At 36.3% G+C, this 16,487-nt stretch carries 15 protein-coding genes and 1 pseudogene; 11 read left to right on the top strand and 5 right to left on the bottom strand.

Annotated features, from left to right (window positions below):
* Positions 1 to 249: 249 nt before the first annotated feature.
* The gene (locus CCK98_RS07295) at positions 250 to 1,602 is read left to right on the top strand and encodes a hemolysin family protein (protein WP_088085964.1); all 1,353 of its coding nucleotides are present in this window, start codon (positions 250 to 252) and stop codon (positions 1,600 to 1,602) included.
* A gap of 99 nt (positions 1,603 to 1,701) precedes the next feature.
* Here the strand turns inward: CCK98_RS07295 and CCK98_RS07290 are convergent, their stop codons facing one another.
* Both CCK98_RS07290 and CCK98_RS07285 read right to left on the bottom strand, forming a co-directional pair.
* Positions 1,702 to 1,998, bottom strand: a complete 297-nt coding sequence (locus tag CCK98_RS07290; RefSeq protein ID WP_088085963.1) for a hypothetical protein — start codon at positions 1,996 to 1,998, stop codon at positions 1,702 to 1,704.
* A 104-nt stretch (positions 1,999 to 2,102) separates the two neighbouring features.
* Entirely contained in the window at positions 2,103 to 2,360 is a 258-nt protein-coding gene (locus CCK98_RS07285; RefSeq protein WP_088085962.1) for a CGCGG family rSAM-modified RiPP protein, read from the bottom strand.
* A gap of 286 nt (positions 2,361 to 2,646) precedes the next feature.
* On the opposite strand from CCK98_RS07285, the gene CCK98_RS07280 reads away from it, so the two are divergent.
* On the top strand, positions 2,647 to 2,958 hold the full coding sequence (locus CCK98_RS07280) for a HesB/YadR/YfhF family protein (protein ID WP_088085961.1): 312 nt from the start codon (positions 2,647 to 2,649) through the stop codon (positions 2,956 to 2,958).
* Between the two features lie 77 nt (positions 2,959 to 3,035).
* On the opposite strand, the gene CCK98_RS07275 is transcribed toward CCK98_RS07280, so the two are convergent.
* Positions 3,036 to 3,566, bottom strand: a complete 531-nt coding sequence (locus CCK98_RS07275) for a hypothetical protein (RefSeq protein WP_088085960.1) — start codon at positions 3,564 to 3,566, stop codon at positions 3,036 to 3,038.
* A 299-nt stretch (positions 3,567 to 3,865) separates the two neighbouring features.
* Here CCK98_RS07275 and CCK98_RS07270 point away from each other — a divergent pair.
* The 4 genes and pseudogenes from CCK98_RS07270 to CCK98_RS07255 all read left to right on the top strand — a co-directional run.
* Positions 3,866 to 3,997: pseudogene (locus tag CCK98_RS07270) on the top strand (DUF3939 domain-containing protein); the annotation flags it as partial.
* Between the two features lie 285 nt (positions 3,998 to 4,282).
* The gene (locus CCK98_RS07265; RefSeq protein ID WP_088085959.1) at positions 4,283 to 5,644 is read left to right on the top strand and encodes an IS1182 family transposase; all 1,362 of its coding nucleotides are present in this window, start codon (positions 4,283 to 4,285) and stop codon (positions 5,642 to 5,644) included.
* Between the two features lie 248 nt (positions 5,645 to 5,892).
* Positions 5,893 to 7,149 carry a DUF445 domain-containing protein gene (locus CCK98_RS07260; protein WP_088085958.1) on the top strand — a complete coding sequence of 419 codons (1,257 nt, stop codon included), beginning with the start codon at positions 5,893 to 5,895 and terminating at the stop codon, positions 7,147 to 7,149.
* A gap of 153 nt (positions 7,150 to 7,302) precedes the next feature.
* A complete protein-coding gene (locus tag CCK98_RS07255) occupies positions 7,303 to 7,668 on the top strand; it encodes a cytochrome-c oxidase (protein ID WP_088085957.1) in 366 nt (121 codons plus the stop codon).
* Positions 7,669 to 7,745: 77 nt separating this feature from the next.
* On the opposite strand, the gene CCK98_RS07250 is transcribed toward CCK98_RS07255, so the two are convergent.
* A complete protein-coding gene (locus CCK98_RS07250) occupies positions 7,746 to 8,525 on the bottom strand; it encodes a 5'-nucleotidase, lipoprotein e(P4) family (RefSeq protein ID WP_373408524.1) in 780 nt (259 codons plus the stop codon).
* Between the two features lie 193 nt (positions 8,526 to 8,718).
* Between CCK98_RS07250 and CCK98_RS07245 the strand changes: the two genes are divergently transcribed.
* On the top strand, positions 8,719 to 9,351 hold the full coding sequence (locus CCK98_RS07245; protein ID WP_179195733.1) for a TetR/AcrR family transcriptional regulator: 633 nt from the start codon (positions 8,719 to 8,721) through the stop codon (positions 9,349 to 9,351).
* Between the two features lie 53 nt (positions 9,352 to 9,404).
* Entirely contained in the window at positions 9,405 to 10,934 is a 1,530-nt protein-coding gene (locus CCK98_RS07240; RefSeq protein WP_088085954.1) for an MMPL family transporter, read from the top strand.
* Between the two features lie 63 nt (positions 10,935 to 10,997).
* Here the strand turns inward: CCK98_RS07240 and alaP are convergent, their stop codons facing one another.
* Positions 10,998 to 12,398 (bottom strand): alanine permease AlaP, encoded by a 1,401-nt coding sequence (alaP, locus tag CCK98_RS07235; RefSeq protein ID WP_088085953.1) that lies wholly within the window; start codon positions 12,396 to 12,398, stop codon positions 10,998 to 11,000.
* Between the two features lie 331 nt (positions 12,399 to 12,729).
* Here alaP and CCK98_RS07230 point away from each other — a divergent pair, with 331 nt between their 5' ends.
* The 3 genes from CCK98_RS07230 (at position 12,730) to alr (ending at position 16,476) form a co-directional block, all read left to right on the top strand.
* On the top strand, positions 12,730 to 13,968 hold the full coding sequence (locus CCK98_RS07230; protein WP_256942276.1) for a PucR family transcriptional regulator: 1,239 nt from the start codon (positions 12,730 to 12,732) through the stop codon (positions 13,966 to 13,968).
* A 129-nt stretch (positions 13,969 to 14,097) separates the two neighbouring features.
* Positions 14,098 to 15,231, top strand: a complete 1,134-nt coding sequence (gene ald, locus CCK98_RS07225) for an alanine dehydrogenase (RefSeq protein ID WP_088085951.1) — start codon at positions 14,098 to 14,100, stop codon at positions 15,229 to 15,231.
* A gap of 60 nt (positions 15,232 to 15,291) precedes the next feature.
* Positions 15,292 to 16,476 carry an alanine racemase gene (gene alr / locus CCK98_RS07220; protein WP_088085950.1) on the top strand — a complete coding sequence of 395 codons (1,185 nt, stop codon included), beginning with the start codon at positions 15,292 to 15,294 and terminating at the stop codon, positions 16,474 to 16,476.
* Positions 16,477 to 16,487 lie beyond the last annotated feature (11 nt).

Genomic DNA, 16,487 nt, shown 5'->3' with positions numbered 1-16,487 from the left:
ACTGTTCATATTCACTATGTTTTCCCATAAAATATAGTTATCAACCAATATACTAACCAGAACGTTTGACTGTACGGTTCAAATTCTTTATAATTATTGTTAATTTACAAAATTGTCGAGGTGGTATAATGACCATTAGACGAGATTAGCAGAAAACTAGATATGAGTATATTGTGATACGAGTTAATTTTTTTTATTAAACTGGGAGGTGACTCCTTACCTGTCTAAAAACGGGATAAGGGAACTTATTTGGACATATTTAACTTGGTTATTATAGCCATTTTAATTGCTTTAACTGCTTTTTTTGTAGCTTCAGAATTTGCTATTATCAGAGTAAGAAGCTCAAGAATTGATCAGTTAATCGAAGAAGGAAATTCGAGTGCTGTGACTGCTAAACGAGTGATTTCGAACCTAGATGAATACCTTTCTGCCTGTCAGTTAGGAATTACCATTACTGCCCTTGGATTAGGTTGGCTTGGTGAATCGACATTTGAAAAGATCCTGCACCCTATTTTTAAAGGCCTGCATATTCCCGAAAGTTTTAACCAAATATTATCTGTAGGCTTTGCATTTGCAGCGATTACATTTTTACATGTCGTAATTGGTGAACTTGCACCTAAAACATTGGCGATCCAGAAAGCAGAATGGATTACCCTGATGATGTCACGTCCGCTCATCCTTTTTTATAAGGTGATGTTTCCTGTAATTTGGCTGCTTAATGGCTCTGCACGAATTACAACACGTTTTTTTGGGCTTAAGCCTGTTTCTGAAAACGAAATCGCCCATACAGAGGAAGAGCTTCGAATTATTCTATCTGAAAGCTACAAAAGTGGTGAAATTAACCAATCAGAGTTTAAGTATGTAAATAAAATTTTTGAATTTGATAACCGGATTGCCAAAGAAGTTATGGTCCCTAGAACGGAAATCGTTTCCTTATCTAAGGATGATACATTAGAGACATTTCTTCAGGTTTTACGTGAAGAAAAATTCACACGGTATCCCATCATTGATGGTGATAAGGATCATATAATTGGGCTTATTAATATAAAAGAAGTTATGACTGATTTAATTGGTAATGAAAAACTAGCTGAACGGACTCTAGAAAACTATACACGACCAATAATTAGAGTAATAGAAACGATTCCTATCCATGACTTATTAGTAAAAATGCAAAAAGACCGTGTTCATATGGCGATTTTAATGGACGAATATGGCGGTACTTCCGGGCTGGTTACTGTTGAGGATATCTTAGAAGAAATTGTTGGGGAAATTCGTGACGAATTCGATATGGATGAAATTCCAGAGATTCGCAAAATTAAGGAAAACCATTATATTATCGATTCTAAAGTATTAGTTAGTGAGGTCAATGATTTATTGGGAGTGGAGATTGACGATGAAGATGTCGATACGATTGGCGGTTGGATTCTAACCGAAAATTACGAAGCAAAAGAAGGAGACATCCTACTTCATGATACCTATTCCTTTAAAATTCTCGATATGGAAGAGCACCATATTAAATATATTGAGGTCACGAAAAATGCCAATAATGGTGAGGCAGTTAGCTCACAAGTATCAATATCCAATTCAGAAGTGCTATCTTAAAAAACTTCCTAAACCAGATCGTTTTCCGGTCTGGTTTTTTTGTGGAGAAAAAAAAGATCAGATTGTTTGTATCTGATCTTTTTATCTTATGAAAAAAAATTATTTTGTTTTAATAATTATCATATCCTCTTCAACTTTTGCGATTTTAACTAAATGTGAATCAAGACGTCGATTAATATGCTGTATATCGCTATTGTTTGATTCTTCAATCCGCTGAAGTGATTCTTTAATATCGGAAAGGTCAATTTGGTTTACTTCTACACGGTGTTCAATGCTATCCATCTTTTCAAGCCTTGATAGTCGTTTTTCAATATTATCTAGTGTTTCATTGAATGTTTGAATTAAGCTTTTAATGTCAGTAACATTCTCTGTTAACTTATCGAACTCCTTCACCATTGTAAAACCCCCTTTTTTCTTGCCTTAATCGTAACATTATTTTCACTATATATATGTTACAATATCAGCAACACTTGTACGGTAGATTAAATGGTCATAAAAAATTAACTTTTCCAAACTCTTAATACATATCCACCACATCCACACTGATCAATGAATTTAATCTTTACTTGATCAGGATACAACTCCTCTAGTAGAGGCTGTATATAATCGACAGGATTTCCAAATGTTTCAGCTGTCACTAGATTTACAAAGTGCCCCTTTTTCGTTTCTTCCACTGCCTGCAATGCATCTTTAATGATCAGATCAATATTAAATTCATATTCATCATGCTCTAAATCCTTCGTCCAATCTTTATCCATATAATCCTCCATAAAAGATATATTTATTAGTTATATTTAAACCTTTTATAAAAAATAAGTAGTGACTCTTCGCATACAAGTGAACATTTTAAGGAAAAAAAATGAACATTTTTAAAAATTATGATACCTGAAGAAAGTCCGTGAATAATATCACATGCAAAACTAAATAAAAGTTATACTCTTTCAATATAGGGAAATGGGAATCAATTTTTATCTAGGTTCTTTTTTTACATCCATTTCTTTCCTTATGAATCATTACCTAATAGGAAAAGGTTGGTGCATTTAGATGTTTATTTCTATCGATGAAAGAGCTGCCTCATGGTTCACAAGAGAATTCGAATTTCATAAACCATTTAGCATTCGGATGTTTCCTCAATATGCCGGTTTTGGAATGAAGCATAGAGGATTTAGCCTTGCTTTTTCAGCAGAAACACCTGCTAATGTTGGTTATACAATTGATGTAAATGGAATTACCTTCTTTGTTGAAGTCAATGATGTTTGGTTTTTTGGAGATACCGAAACTTGCTTAACGATTGATAATGACTCAGAGGAACTATTGGTCCAATATAATGAACTTGCAAGCTCAGCCGTATCTTAAAATCAAGATAATTACTAACTAATTAAAGTATAAAAAAACAAGCCAGCATCGTACATCTGGCTTGTTTTTTAGTTTCATTAGTTTACTTGCTTATCTAGGCTTGGCGGCAGTAATTTTTCACTTTCGAATACTTTCCCAAGTTTTTCTTCAGCTTGTGTTAAGCTTGCTGATGCTGCATCAAGATTAGGAACATCTTTTTTCAATTCATCAGCTTTTGTTTGGTAGGAAGCGGCATAATCTTTAATAGCTGAGTCAAGGTCTGCTTTTTTATCCTTTAATTCCGCAGGCACTTGATAATTATTTAATTCTGTTGCAACAGCCGCTGCTGCTTCACTCGCTTTAGCCCGGTCTTCAGCAGTTGGTAATTCCTCAGGCTTGGCATCTTCCTTAGTTGCCTTTGCGACATAAACATTTAAATCAGTATCTTTTGCGTTAATTTTATTTCCAAGATCCATATAAAATTTGACTAATTCCTTTTTTACATCCACTTTTGGTGCTGCTTCTTCCTTTTTTTCCTTCTTATCTGTTTTTGATTCATTATTGCTGGAACATGCAGTTAGACCAATTGCCATAGCTAGTGCAAATAATAATACAAAAAACTTTTTCATTTCTATTCCCCCTAATTCTCTATTTAATAAACCTTGTATATTTTACAACATAAATTTAGACGAGAAAAGTAAAAGGGTCACAAAATTTAATTTTAAAGTTCCATCAACAAACTTACATTTATTGCTGGCTCTATTAGCCAGTGCTATATCCCAAGGATTTGTCGTCGCAGCTCTTGATCTGTGCCAATATTACTCTGGCAGGCGTTCTGCATTTTTATGGTTGTCATTCATCTGTACTGTTTTTATAGAATTTTCTGCTTCTTTGCTCTTTTGAATTGATCCTTTAACACAAGGTTAATTATTTTCAGTTAAAGCAAGAGCATTTTCTTAAAGAAGAACCTAAAATACAATTTTATATTACCGATCTTGATGGACTGATTACACATATAAAACCTCAGAAGAAGAAAATGGAAAACACCTCTCACAGTTGAGAGGTGTCCAGACTGTCGACAAATCCGAAAAACTTGGGTTTGCCGGCAGTCTTTTTTATGTCTTTGTTAAATTGTTTGTTGATTTGCGCTCCAGGCGCTTCGCTTTCCGCGGGCGTAGCGGGGAGCCTCCTCGGCGCTTAAGCGCCTGCGGGGTCTCCCCTGCTCCGTACTCCCGCAGGAGTCTTCGCGCCTTCCGCTCCAATCAACAAGTTTTAAAATCAATAATGACCTTTAAATCAGTCCTTTGTATAATTAAGATACAGACATATAGATGAGGTGGATGAAATGCTAACTAAAAATACACAGATGAATCGTGATCAAATAGAAATGATAGCTTTAGAACAAGTTGTACCCGCGAACCACTTGGTTCGTAAGATAGAAGCTGCTATTGATTTTTCATTTATCTATTCACTTGTTCAAGATATGTACTCATCTGAACGGGGACGTCCGAGTATTGACCCTGTGGTATTGATAAAGATGGCTTTCATTCAATATACCTTCGGTATTCGCTCTATGCGTCAAACCATTGCAGAAATCGAAACGAATATGGCATATCGTTGGTTTCTCGGCTTTGGTTTTTATGATAAGGTACCTCACTTTTCAACGTTTGGTAAAAACTACGAGCGACGCTTTAAGGATACTGATTTATTTGAACAGATATTCTATCGTATTTTAAAGGAAGCCTCAGAAAAGAAATTGATTAGTAGCGAGCACGTATTTATTGATTCTACACATGTTAAAGCTAGTGCAAATAAGCGTAAATTTGAAAAGAAAGTAGTTCGAAAGGAATCGAAGGTTTATGAAACACGTCTACAAGAAGAGATTAATAAAGACCGGGATGATCACGGAAAAAAGCCATTTCCTCCAGATAAATTTGAAAAAGAAGAATTAAAGGAAATTAAAGAAAGTACCACTGACCCAGAAAGTGGTTATTACGTAAAGGATGAGCGAACGAAACAGTTCGCATATTCATTTCATGCGGCTTCGGATCGAAATGGTTTTGTTTTGGGTGCAATTGTAACCCCGGGGAATATCCATGATAGCGTCATTTTCGAGCCACTACTTGAGAAGGTCATTGAAAAACACGGGAAACCTGAAGCTGTTGCTGCTGATGCTGGATACAAAACACCTGCTATTGCTCAATTCGTAATTGAAAATGATATGACTCCTGCATTACCATATACACGACCTCGTACGAAGGACGGTTATATGAAAAAACATGAGTATATTTATGATGAATACTACGATTGTTATATCTGTCCGCAAGGACAAATACTGAAATATGCAACGACGACGAAGAATGGAAAGCGTCAATACTTCTCTAATCCGTTTGAGTGCCAAAATTGTCCTTTACTTTCAGAATGCACGCAGAGTAAAGAACATAAAAAATTGATTGAGCGACATGTTTGGGAACATTACATAGAAGAAGCCGATCATCTTCGTCACACACAAGAAAATAAAAGCATTTACGCAAGACGTAAAGAAACGATTGAACGGGTCTTTGCGGATGCTAAGGAAAAGCATGGTATGCGTTGGACAACCTTAAGAGGCTTAAAAAAATTGTCCATGCAAGCGATGCTTACTTTTGCTGCCATGAACTTGAAAAAGATGGCCAGCTGGACGTGGAAAGGTCCAGAATTGGCGTAATAATAGTCAAAGGTAGGTCTAAATTTTGCTCTTATGAGCAAAAATCCAATAAAAAGGCATCCGAATGGGCTCATTCGAATGCCTTTTGTCTACAATCTGAACACCTCTCACAGTTGAGAGGTGTCTTCATTTCTATTCGGTGCTTTAACAAATAAGTCTATAATAAGTAATTTTTTTTGCTTTTTTTTCTGTAAAATTGAGATAATAGCTTTAGACAATAATATACTCAAAAAACGAGGGGTTTAATAATGTTAAATCGTAAGAATAAAACACGGCATTTAGCGACAATTTTTCTTGCTGTGATGGGAATCGGCTTTTTAGCCACTATTCCGATACAGAATTCAATCTGGGGGAGCATCCTACAAGGGGGATTTGAAGCCGGTCTGGTAGGAGGACTGGCTGACTGGTTTGCGGTAACCGCATTATTCCGTCATCCACTAGGAATTCCTATTCCACATACTGCTCTCCTTCCCAAAAATCGTAACAGAATTATTGCTGGAATAATTTCAATGTTAGAAAATGATTGGCTAACAAAAGAGAGTATTCGAAAAAAAATAGACACCATCAATTTCACTAAAAAACTATTTGAGATCATCTATAATGAATTACCATCACAAGCCGTTCAAAAGTCTTTCCTAATGATTTCTAAACATTTAATTAAAATATTTGATATAAAAAAATTTGCTCCGCTTCTAGAAAAAGAACTAAAATTACGAATCAACGATTTGGATAGCAAGAATTATCTCCCCTTGCTTATCGACCAGATTAGTATTAGAAAATATGATGAAAAAGTACTAGATTATATTCTAAAAGAAATTGATGAATGGGCCAGGAAAGAAAGTACAAAATACAAACTTGGTGGGTTGGCTGTAGATGCGGTGGAAAATATTAAGGCAGATGGTTTTATGCAATTTGCCTTAAAGTCATTTAGCAACCTTGTTAATGAAGAAAAGCTAGGGAACATTATCCAAAGTCTTATTCTAAAAGGTGTAGCCAGCTATAGTGACCCCTTAAATCAAAATAGACATACCTTAATGATTCATATGAATAAAAAGCTGCAATCAATAAAAAGTGATGAAAAGATTTATGAAGAACTTAATAACTTTAAATCCCAGCTAGTAGATAAATGGGAGTTGCAAGAACAAATTACTGATTTATTAAGTCAGATCCAGCAAAAAGCTTATGACTTTGTCGAAAAACCTGCCTTTTATGATGATTATCTCCTCCCTTTAATTAAAAAGGGCTTAGAAGGTATCGAATTAAATCCAGAAAAAGTGAACGTTATTGAAGCTTGGATTAAAAATCATATTTTTAGTTTTGTTGATAAAAATCATTCAAAAATAGGAATGCTTGTTAAAGAAAATTTAGAAAAACTAGATGATAAAACACTTATCGATATGGTTGAAACTAACGTTGGAAAAGACCTTCAATGGATCCGTGTCAATGGTGCAGTATGTGGATTTTTAATAGGGATTGTTTTAGTAGGTATTAAAGCACTTTTTTAATGCTTTGCAAAAAAAGCTACCATTTATTGGTGGCTTTTTTTCGTCCATGAAATTCTTGCTTCGTCCTCTTGAAATCAAAGTTATTTTTCAGAGTATGTCAACATAATTAGTACTGTAGTCATATCTTTTAGGTTAAAAAGAGGAGGCGGGAAAATGGCAATTAGGTTGATTAAAATTTCTGTTGTGTATTTTGTCATTGGGGTTTGCATGGGTATGTATATGTCAATGACGGAAAGTTTCGACTTCACACCGGTCCACGCCCATATTAATTTATTAGGTTGGCTGACTATGGCTGTCGCTGGTCTCATCTATGTTGGTTTTCCAGGTGCTGCGGAAACAACACTGGCAAAGGTTCACTTTTGGCTTCATAATATTTCTCTTCCCATTATGATGATTGGACTCGCTTTTTTAGTAACCGGAACGGAAAGTGCCGCGCCTGCAGTAGCTACAGGTGGGACCTTGATGGTATTAGGTATCATTGTCTTTGCAATCAATATCCTTAAAAATGTAAGGAATTGAGTTGCTCCTGTTGTCTATGATATTATTTATTTTATTTCGTCCAGACAAAAGACGCCTTTTCTGGCGTCTTTTTTATTCTAACGGTACGTTTGCATGAATTTCTTTCTTAGTTTGGCTTTTTCTTCATCAGATTTCTTGTAATCATAATTATAAATTGCGCCTTCCCAATCACCATACATTGGGTTTGGAAACAGAATCAGCTTTTTACCGAATTCCTCTCGATATCTGTCCACTGCTTGATTTCTTTCTGAAACGGATAACACATCAAAACCACTAAAATCTCCAAGGTTATCGCCAAATAATAGAAGTATTTCATGTGTTCTCCCTACTTGCCTGCGGCGCGTTTCTTTCCCAATTTCACCAGGCTGCAGTAATAATACATGGTCTGAATCAGCTTGGGGTGCACCTACAATCTGTAAATTTTTAATAGCTGCAGTTTTTTGTGATTCATAACGGTTGGAAATGTAATAAATCTCTACACCTAAAGAATTTGCATAATGCAAAAACTCTATTGCCCCCGGAAGTGGTTTTGCTTTAGTTCGATTGAACCATTCATTCCAATTAAAAGGAATTTTTCTTCCGGCAATTACATACCTAGCTTGGTGTGGGCTGTTATTTAAAATGGTTTCATCGATATCAAGGACAATTGCTGGCTTTAAGTTATTTTTCCCCCTTTCTTTTTTCATGATTTCGTCCAATCTCATCCTTCCAATGTTATAGCCTTGATAATATAACCCTTTTGCTTCCCCGGCGCTTTGAAACCAAAGTACCGACATCGTATTTTGTTCAGCCAAGTTTGCCGTTGTTTCTGCATTTGCAACAACTTTATAAAATGAAAGTGTTAAAACAATGGCCATAATCAGGACAGTTATTCTCCTCAACAACAAAACCATTACCTCCTTTAATTGACAATGTTAGTATGTGGAATCGCAAAAATCTCCATCCATCTATCGGGTTATGTTCTTTAATTGTCACTTTACTTCATTCCACTTATCGGATATATTTTACTTATCAACCGATAAGTAAATTTACATGAAGGGAATTCATTTTATGGGTAAGAACAATAAACAAATAGGAGCTATGGATCACAAGGAAACATACCAAACGATTATTAATACTGCTCAGCGCTTATTCATGGAGTTAGGTTATCGGGCAGTATCTACCAGGAAAATTGCACAAATTTGTGGAGTCACACAGCCAGCTATTTATCATCATTTTAAAAATAAACAAACGCTTTATGTTGCTGTCATGCGGCAAACTCTTCACCATACAGAAGCGGACCTAAAAGCTATCTTAGCCGAATTCACCTCATTTCAAGAAAGGTTTACTCAAATTGCAATCTATATGATGATTCATTTTGAAATCGATATGGCACAAATGTTTCATGACATTTCTCATGAGTTAGGCCCTGATGACCAACAACTCATTCATCAATGGTGGATGGAAGGTTTTTTTATGCCTGTCGTAAAAATGATTAATGATGGAATCTTAGAGGAGGAAATTAAAAATCCAGCATTGCTTAATACAAATTCAACCGAGTTAGCCTATTTAATATTAAATATAATTAAATCGATTCTCCAGCCTGAAACTACTACAAAACTATCCAAAAAACAGCGGCTTACAATGGCTGAGGAAAAAGCCAAGTTAATGGTTGAAATTTTTATTAATGGAATTAGGGCATAATTTTTTTGCCGGCAACTTATCAATTGATAAGGAAATAGATTGGAGTGAAAGACATGGAGAAAAAATGGTTTAAAATGTATGGCAATGCTGTAAGCGGGAAAAAAGGAAGATGGATAGTTCTTATAACATGGCTGTTACTTGTAGCAGTATTGAATGTTACTCTCCCACAAGCAGATTCCCAAAAGAATGAAATGGCACAAAATTTAGAATCACATTCTCCATCTCAGCAAGCCAAAAAAGTCGCTGAGAAGGAATTCCCGGCTACTTCAGGTACTCCTGCCCTATTAACCTGGTATAAATCAGCTGGAATTACTGATGAAGACCTTTCACTCATTCAAAAATATTCCAAGGAATTAGATAAAAATCCAGTAAACTCACTGGATTCCGTCGTGCCCTTTTATCAATTCCCTCTCCCTGTTCTTAAGCAACAGCTCTCACAGGATGGCACAACGTTAATTTTGCAAATGCACGAGGAACGCGCGCTAAAGAAAAGGAGAACTGTAGCACCTCAAAAAAGTAAAGCGGGATTTGCTGCACGACTAGGGAATCTAATCGTGAAAAAACCACTCCACTTGATGGTAATCACATTATTATTTTTAGGTGTTTTTGCCTTTTTTTCAACCAAGATAATCTATACCTATGATACTTTGTCTTCTTTTCCAAAGGATATGCCATCAAGAGAAGGCTTCAAAATAATTTCAGAGCACTTTAATCCTGGTGACCTGGCCCCAGTCCAAGTAATTGTCCAAACAGATGGAAAAGCCAACACTGTAAAAGAGGATTTACAGAAAGTATCCTTTGTTGAACTTGTTTCTAAGGGAATAAAAGGCTCAAAAAATTCAAATATAATAAGCTATAATATAGAAATGAATGTCAATCCTTATTCAAATAAAGCAATGAGTCATATACCAGACCTTCGGAATAAGGTTGAAAGGAGCTTAAAAAGGGCTGGAATTACGCATGCTTCTGATAAAGTTTGGATTGGGGGTCTAACAGCTGAACAATACGATACCGAACAGACAACCAATCAGGATAGCCGCATCATCATTCCGATTGTCATTAGTATCATTGCTGTTTTGCTGCTTGCATATCTACGTTCACTCACTGCAACAGCCTATTTAATTGGAACTGTTCTTTTATCTTTCTTTAGTGTACTTGGACTTGGCTGGGTACTTCTGCACTATATTTTCGGTGTTGAAGCAATCCAAGGTTTTATTCCGCTTTATGCCTTTGTGTTTATTGTTGCATTAGGGGAAGATTATAATATCTTTATGATTTCGAGCATATGGAAAAAAAGCAAGCAGTTACCACTGCCTCAGGCTATTAAAGAAGGAGTCGCTGAATCCGGATCTGTTATTACTTCAGCTGGAATAATTCTAGCAGGAACCTTTGCCATATTAACAACCTTGCCTATTCAAGTACTTGTTCATTTTGGTACGATCACTGCTATCGGTGTTTTATTGGACACCTTCATCGTACGGCCATTACTTGTACCATCGATTACAGTCCTGCTCGGCAAATGGGCATTTTGGCCTTCAAAACAGCACATTGAAGCGGTAGAACGTAATACTGCACATGAATAATTCCAACAAATAAAGCAGTGGGTTGCCCCACTGCTTTTTCCTAATCCTATTTCAAATAGTTTATTAACTAACTCGTTCTTCAACATTATTTTTGATTGAATCTCGTTTATGAAATCCTTTTGCATAATAAACTGCAACCAAGAATACTAGGAATAATGGTCCAATTACTAATGCAATCCTCGTATCAGGATTATAAGCCATTAACCCAATGACAAAAGCTAAGAAGGCTAATGAAATATATGAAGTAAATGGGAAAAGTGGCATCTTATATTTTAAAGCTTTCGTCTCAGTCGGCTTTAAGGTCTTACGATAGCGAATTTGCGATAAAAGAATGACTCCCCACGTCCAGATCGCACCAAAGGTCGCAATACTAGTAACCCATGTAAAAACTTTTGCAGGAACAATATAATTTAAGACGACGCCAATCAATAACGCACCGGCAGAAGCAACTACTGCAATCCCTGGAACACCACTTTTTGTAACCTTCGCGAAATTCTGTGGTGCCTCACCATGCTGAGCAAGGTTAAATAACATCCGTGCCGTACTAAAAATCCCACTGTTACAGGACGAAAGTGCTGCTGTTAGTACGACGAAGTTAATAATACCTGCTGCTCCCGGTATCCCGATTTGTTCAAAGGTTAGTACAAATGGGCTTCCTTTTGTACCAATTTCCTCCCATGGATAGATAGACATAATAACAAATAAAGCACCCACGTAAAAAATTAGAATACGCCAGAAAACAGAATCGATTGCTCTTGCAAGAGATTTTTCAGGATTTTTAACCTCACCTGCAGTTACCCCAATCATTTCAATCCCTAAATAGGCAAACATAACCATTTGTAAAGATAATAATACGCCTTTAATCCCATTAGGGAATAACCCGCCATGATCCCATAAATTCTTAATTCCAGTAGCAATACCACCGTTGCCAATACCAAAGAAAATCATTCCTATACCAATGGCAATCATCGCAATAATCGTAACAATTTTAATTAGCGCAAACCAAAATTCTAATTCACCATACGCTTTTACCGCAAGGAAATTGACAGTCGCCATAACCACCAGTGCGGTTAGTGCCCAAATCCACCGTGGAACATCCGGATACCAATACTCCATGTAAATTCCTACAGCTGTAATCTCTGCCATACAGGTAACGACCCATAAAAACCAGTAATTCCAGCCTGTTATGTATCCAGCAAGTGGCCCTAAATAATCCCGTGCATATTTACTAAAAGAACCTGCAACCGGTTTTTGAATTGCCATTTCTCCCAGTGCCCGCATGATAAAAAACATAATCAGTCCTGCAACTGCGTATCCAACTAAAATACCTGGTCCGGCCATCTTAATGGCTGTTGCAGAACCAAGAAATAATCCCACCCCGATGGCTGCCCCTAAAGACATCAAGGTGATATGCCTTTCTTCTAACCCACGATGAAGCTCTTTCCCATGAGTGCTTTTACTCATATAAATCCCCCTTTATGAATAAACTTCAAAATTTCTCTCATCCCATGAAATAATTTTGTCACTTTATTAATATATCAATGTTAGCCTATACTTTTAAGCCTTTTTTTAATAATTCCTCCTTTTTTCCTAATGGTAACGCTTTCAAAAGAGTAATTATTAAAATTTTTACTCTTTTTGGATTACTTGAAATAATTTTAACATTATTTCATATTATTTATTTTGTTAAAATACATGAAATTATTTTATATTTTTTGTAAAATTAAACAAAGGCATTTTATGAACTGAACAAGACTACCATATGTCATTATATATTAATCCGGGGGTAATCATTTTGAATACTAGACTACACGATCCATTTAAGACTGCCTTTGATAGCTTAGATGAATTTGCCGACCTTATTAGTCAGGTACTAATGTGCCCTATTACAATTGAGGATGCAAACCACCGTCTACTTGCCTATAGTACACATGATGAACGTACGGATCCAGCAAGAATTTCTACCATCATAGGCCGGAGAGTACCGGAAAAAGTCATTAATCAATTATGGAAAGAAGGAACGATTCCTGCTTTACTTAAGACCCAAGAGCCCATCCGTGTGAAAAACATGAATGATATAGGGCTTAACCATAGAGTCGCAATCTCAATTTGGAAACAAGATGAAGTGATCGGATTTATTTGGGCGATAGAAATTGATAAATCATTAACGGCTGATGATTTCACCCTTTTAAAAAAAGCAGCAGATTCAGCAAAAAATAAACTATTACAGCTTCAGACGAGAAAGAACAAAAAAGAAGAACGTTCACAAGAATTCTTTTGGAAACTATTAACAGGTCATTTGAAAACAAAAGAGGAAATTTCCGAACACTTCCATTCCTTACAACTAACACCGCCGACCTCTTATGCGGTTCTTGTGTTTCAGTTCCAAGAGAATATCACGAACAAAGTAGAGCAATCCATCTCATATCTTTTGAAAACAAATCAACGGATAAAAATTACTCTTTATACAATAGACTGCAATCAACTAATTCTATTGGTATCAGTTACTAATATTGAAAACCCCTTCAATGAACTTGATCAATTTGCGAAATTCTTTGTCCTGCAAATGAGTGAAAGATATGGAATAAAGGCGATCAATCCAGGCTTTAGCAGTATTAAAGAGGATTATCAAAAAACAAACAAAGCATATAAGGAAACATTGGCGGTTTTATCAATTAAAGAAAAATTCCCAATTGAAACTAAGGACATTTTTAATTATCAAAAGCTTGGAATATATCAAATTTTTGATCTTATTTTAGAAAAAAGACAAACCGAAGAATATGAAAATTATTCCTTAAAACTGCTTCATGAATATGACCAAAAACACAACAGCAATTTAATTGAAACTTTAGAGGTTTTCTTAAATAAAGATAACAACATTAATGATGCAGCCAAGGAATTAAATGTCCATGCTAACACATTAAATTATCGGCTTAAACGAATCACCGAAATTGGTGATGTAAATTTCAAGGATCCCAACCAAAAAATGATCCTCTACCTAGATTTAAAACTGGAAAAATATCAGGGGATTTGAACTTTTTGTGAAAATCCCCAAAAAGAATGAAAATCTTTCTCTTTTCTAAACAAAGAAATTCTCTGGCAAACATTCTATACTTTAGCCATAGCAAAACACTTTAATGTAACTAGGGGAGGAAATAAGATTATGTTTATAGGTGTACCTAAAGAAATTAAAAATAATGAAAATCGTGTAGCACTAACTCCAGCAGGTGTTGTTTCATTCCTAAATGCCGGCCACACTGTGTTAATGGAAAAGGACGCTGGAATTGGAAGCGGTTTCACTAACGACGATTATGCTAAAGCTGGTGCTGAGATTATAGATAGCGCTGAACAGGTATGGACAAAAGCAGATATGATTATGAAAGTGAAAGAGCCTCTTTCAAGTGAATATAAGTACTTCCGCCAAGGTTTAATTTTATTTACTTACTTACACCTTGCAGCTGAGCCAGAGTTAGCAAAAGCTCTTAAAGAAAAAGGTGTTATCGCAGTTGCTTATGAAACAGTTTCTGTAAACAGGACTCTTCCACTGCTTACACCAATGAGTGAAGTAGCTGGACGCATGGCTGCTCAAATTGGCGCACAGTTCTTACAAAAAAATCATGGTGGTCTTGGAATTCTCCTTGCTGGTGTCCCAGGAGTTAACCGTGGAAAAGTTACCATTGTTGGTGGTGGGATTGTTGGAACCAATGCAGCTAAAATGGCCATCGGTTTAGGTGCTGACGTAACAATTATTGATCTAAGTGCTGACCGTCTTCGTCAGTTAGACGACATTTTTGGAAATCAAATCAAAACATTAATGTCTAATCCTCTCAATATTGCTGAAGCAGTGGCAGAAGCTGACCTTCTGATCGGAGCAGTATTAATCCCTGGTGCAAAGGCTCCTAAGCTGGTTACAGAAGAAATGGTTAAATCGATGAAGCCTGGTTCAGTGATTGTCGATGTTGCGATTGACCAAGGTGGAATTGTTGAAACAATTGACCATGTGACAACACATGACAATCCAACCTTTATCAAACATGGGGTTGTACACTATTCTGTTGCAAATATGCCTGGTGCAGTTCCAAGAACTTCAACAATAGCACTAACCAATGTTACAGTTCCATATGCATTGCAAATCGCAAATAAAGGGGTTTTCAAAGCCATTTCTGAAAATGCTGCATTATATCTTGGCGTTAACGTTGCCAACGGAGAAATCACTTATGAAGCAGTAGCAAAAGATCTAGGGTTTGACTATGTAACAGTTGAAAAAGCATTAGAAAAAGAACTAGCTACGATTTAATTGTTGTTATTCCCCTCAAGAAACTCTTGAGGGGATTTTTGATTAAAGGGGATGGTTTTCATGAATCAATTGAGTTACCGCGATACATGGGCTGAAATTTCACTAGACCATATTAAAAATAATTTTCTACAGTTTAGGCAGTTTGTTCACCCACATGCAAAAATCATGGCAGTGGTTAAAGCAGATGGATATGGACACGGGGCCATTGAAATTGCAAAAACAGCGATTGAAGCTGGTGCAGATTATTTAGCAGTTGCTCTTGTAGATGAGGCCATCAAACTTAGACTGTCTGGGATCACACAACCCATTCTCGTACTCGGGTATACTCCGACACGTTCGATTCGGGCTGCCATTTTAGAGAATATTACGCTAACAGTCTTTGACCATGAAGTATTGGATGAAGTCATTGTCCAAGCGGATAGCTTAAGCAAAACTGCTTCTATTCATTTGAAAATTGATACCGGTATGTCCAGGATTGGCGTTACTTCCAGTGATGATGCACTAATTCTTGCGAAGAAGGCCATGAAAGCAACAAATGTTTGTCTTGAAGGGGTATTTACTCATTTTGCTAATGCAGATAGTGAAAACAGTGACCTTACATATGCACAGTTTAATAAATTTCAATCAATAGTAGAATATTTGGAAAATAACTGTATTTATATACCCATAAAACATTGCTGCAACAGTGCTGCAACAATGAAATTCCCAGAAATGCATCTGGACATGGTTCGAATTGGAGTTTCCTTGTATGGGTTATATCCAGATGCTTCGTTAAAAAACCACTCCATCCAGCTAAAGCAGGCCATGACCTTCAAAACGAAAATTGCAGCAATAAAAAAAGTAGCAGCTTCACAAGCAATCAGCTACGGGTGGACTTGGAAGCCGGAAAGAGTAAGTCTTATCGCAACCCTTCCGCTTGGATATGCTGACGGACTTTCCCGTCTCCTATCAAACCGTGGGAAGGTTTTAATTCATGGGCAAAAATCTGCTATTGCAGGAAGGGTGTGCATGGATCAAACGATGATCGATATTACGGATATACAAAATTGTTCTGTTGGTGATGTAGTCACCATATTTGGAGAAAGCTGCTCTTCTTTTCAGTCCGTAGACGAAATTGCCCATTTAATGAGCACCATCAATTATGAGGTTGTTTGTTTAATTGGGAAAAGAGTCCCCCGAGTGTATGACAACTACAATGAACTATTCAAACCTGCAAAGAATGTACAAAGTAATTTATTATTTTAATAACAAAGGCA

The sequence above is a fragment of the Bacillus sp. OV166 genome (genome assembly GCF_900177675.1).
Lineage (GTDB): Bacteria > Bacillota > Bacilli > Bacillales > Cytobacillaceae > Neobacillus.
Note: the sequence above shows the minus strand (reverse complement) of the source record. Positions and strands in the feature narration are given on the sequence as shown.

What these genes read in the sequence shown, in the direction of transcription:
- CCK98_RS07290 (WP_088085963.1), bottom strand. Translation starts at nt 1,998, where the DNA reads ATGGTGAAGGAGTTCGATAAGTTAACAGAGAATGTTACTGACATTAAA.
- CCK98_RS07285 (WP_088085962.1), bottom strand. Translation starts at nt 2,360, where the DNA reads ATGGATAAAGATTGGACGAAGGATTTAGAGCATGATGAATATGAATTT.
- CCK98_RS07280 (WP_088085961.1), top strand. Translation starts at nt 2,647, where the DNA reads ATGTTTATTTCTATCGATGAAAGAGCTGCCTCATGGTTCACAAGAGAA.
- CCK98_RS07275 (WP_088085960.1), bottom strand. Translation starts at nt 3,566, where the DNA reads ATGAAAAAGTTTTTTGTATTATTATTTGCACTAGCTATGGCAATTGGT.
- CCK98_RS07265 (WP_088085959.1), top strand. Translation starts at nt 4,283, where the DNA reads ATGCTAACTAAAAATACACAGATGAATCGTGATCAAATAGAAATGATA.
- CCK98_RS07260 (WP_088085958.1), top strand. Translation starts at nt 5,893, where the DNA reads ATGTTAAATCGTAAGAATAAAACACGGCATTTAGCGACAATTTTTCTT.
- CCK98_RS07255 (WP_088085957.1), top strand. Translation starts at nt 7,303, where the DNA reads ATGGCAATTAGGTTGATTAAAATTTCTGTTGTGTATTTTGTCATTGGG.
- CCK98_RS07250 (WP_373408524.1), bottom strand. Translation starts at nt 8,525, where the DNA reads ATGGCCATTGTTTTAACACTTTCATTTTATAAAGTTGTTGCAAATGCA.
- CCK98_RS07245 (WP_179195733.1), top strand. Translation starts at nt 8,719, where the DNA reads ATGGGTAAGAACAATAAACAAATAGGAGCTATGGATCACAAGGAAACA.
- CCK98_RS07240 (WP_088085954.1), top strand. Translation starts at nt 9,405, where the DNA reads ATGGAGAAAAAATGGTTTAAAATGTATGGCAATGCTGTAAGCGGGAAA.
- alaP (WP_088085953.1), bottom strand. Translation starts at nt 12,398, where the DNA reads ATGAGTAAAAGCACTCATGGGAAAGAGCTTCATCGTGGGTTAGAAGAA.
- ald (WP_088085951.1), top strand. Translation starts at nt 14,098, where the DNA reads ATGTTTATAGGTGTACCTAAAGAAATTAAAAATAATGAAAATCGTGTA.
- alr (WP_088085950.1), top strand. Translation starts at nt 15,292, where the DNA reads ATGAATCAATTGAGTTACCGCGATACATGGGCTGAAATTTCACTAGAC.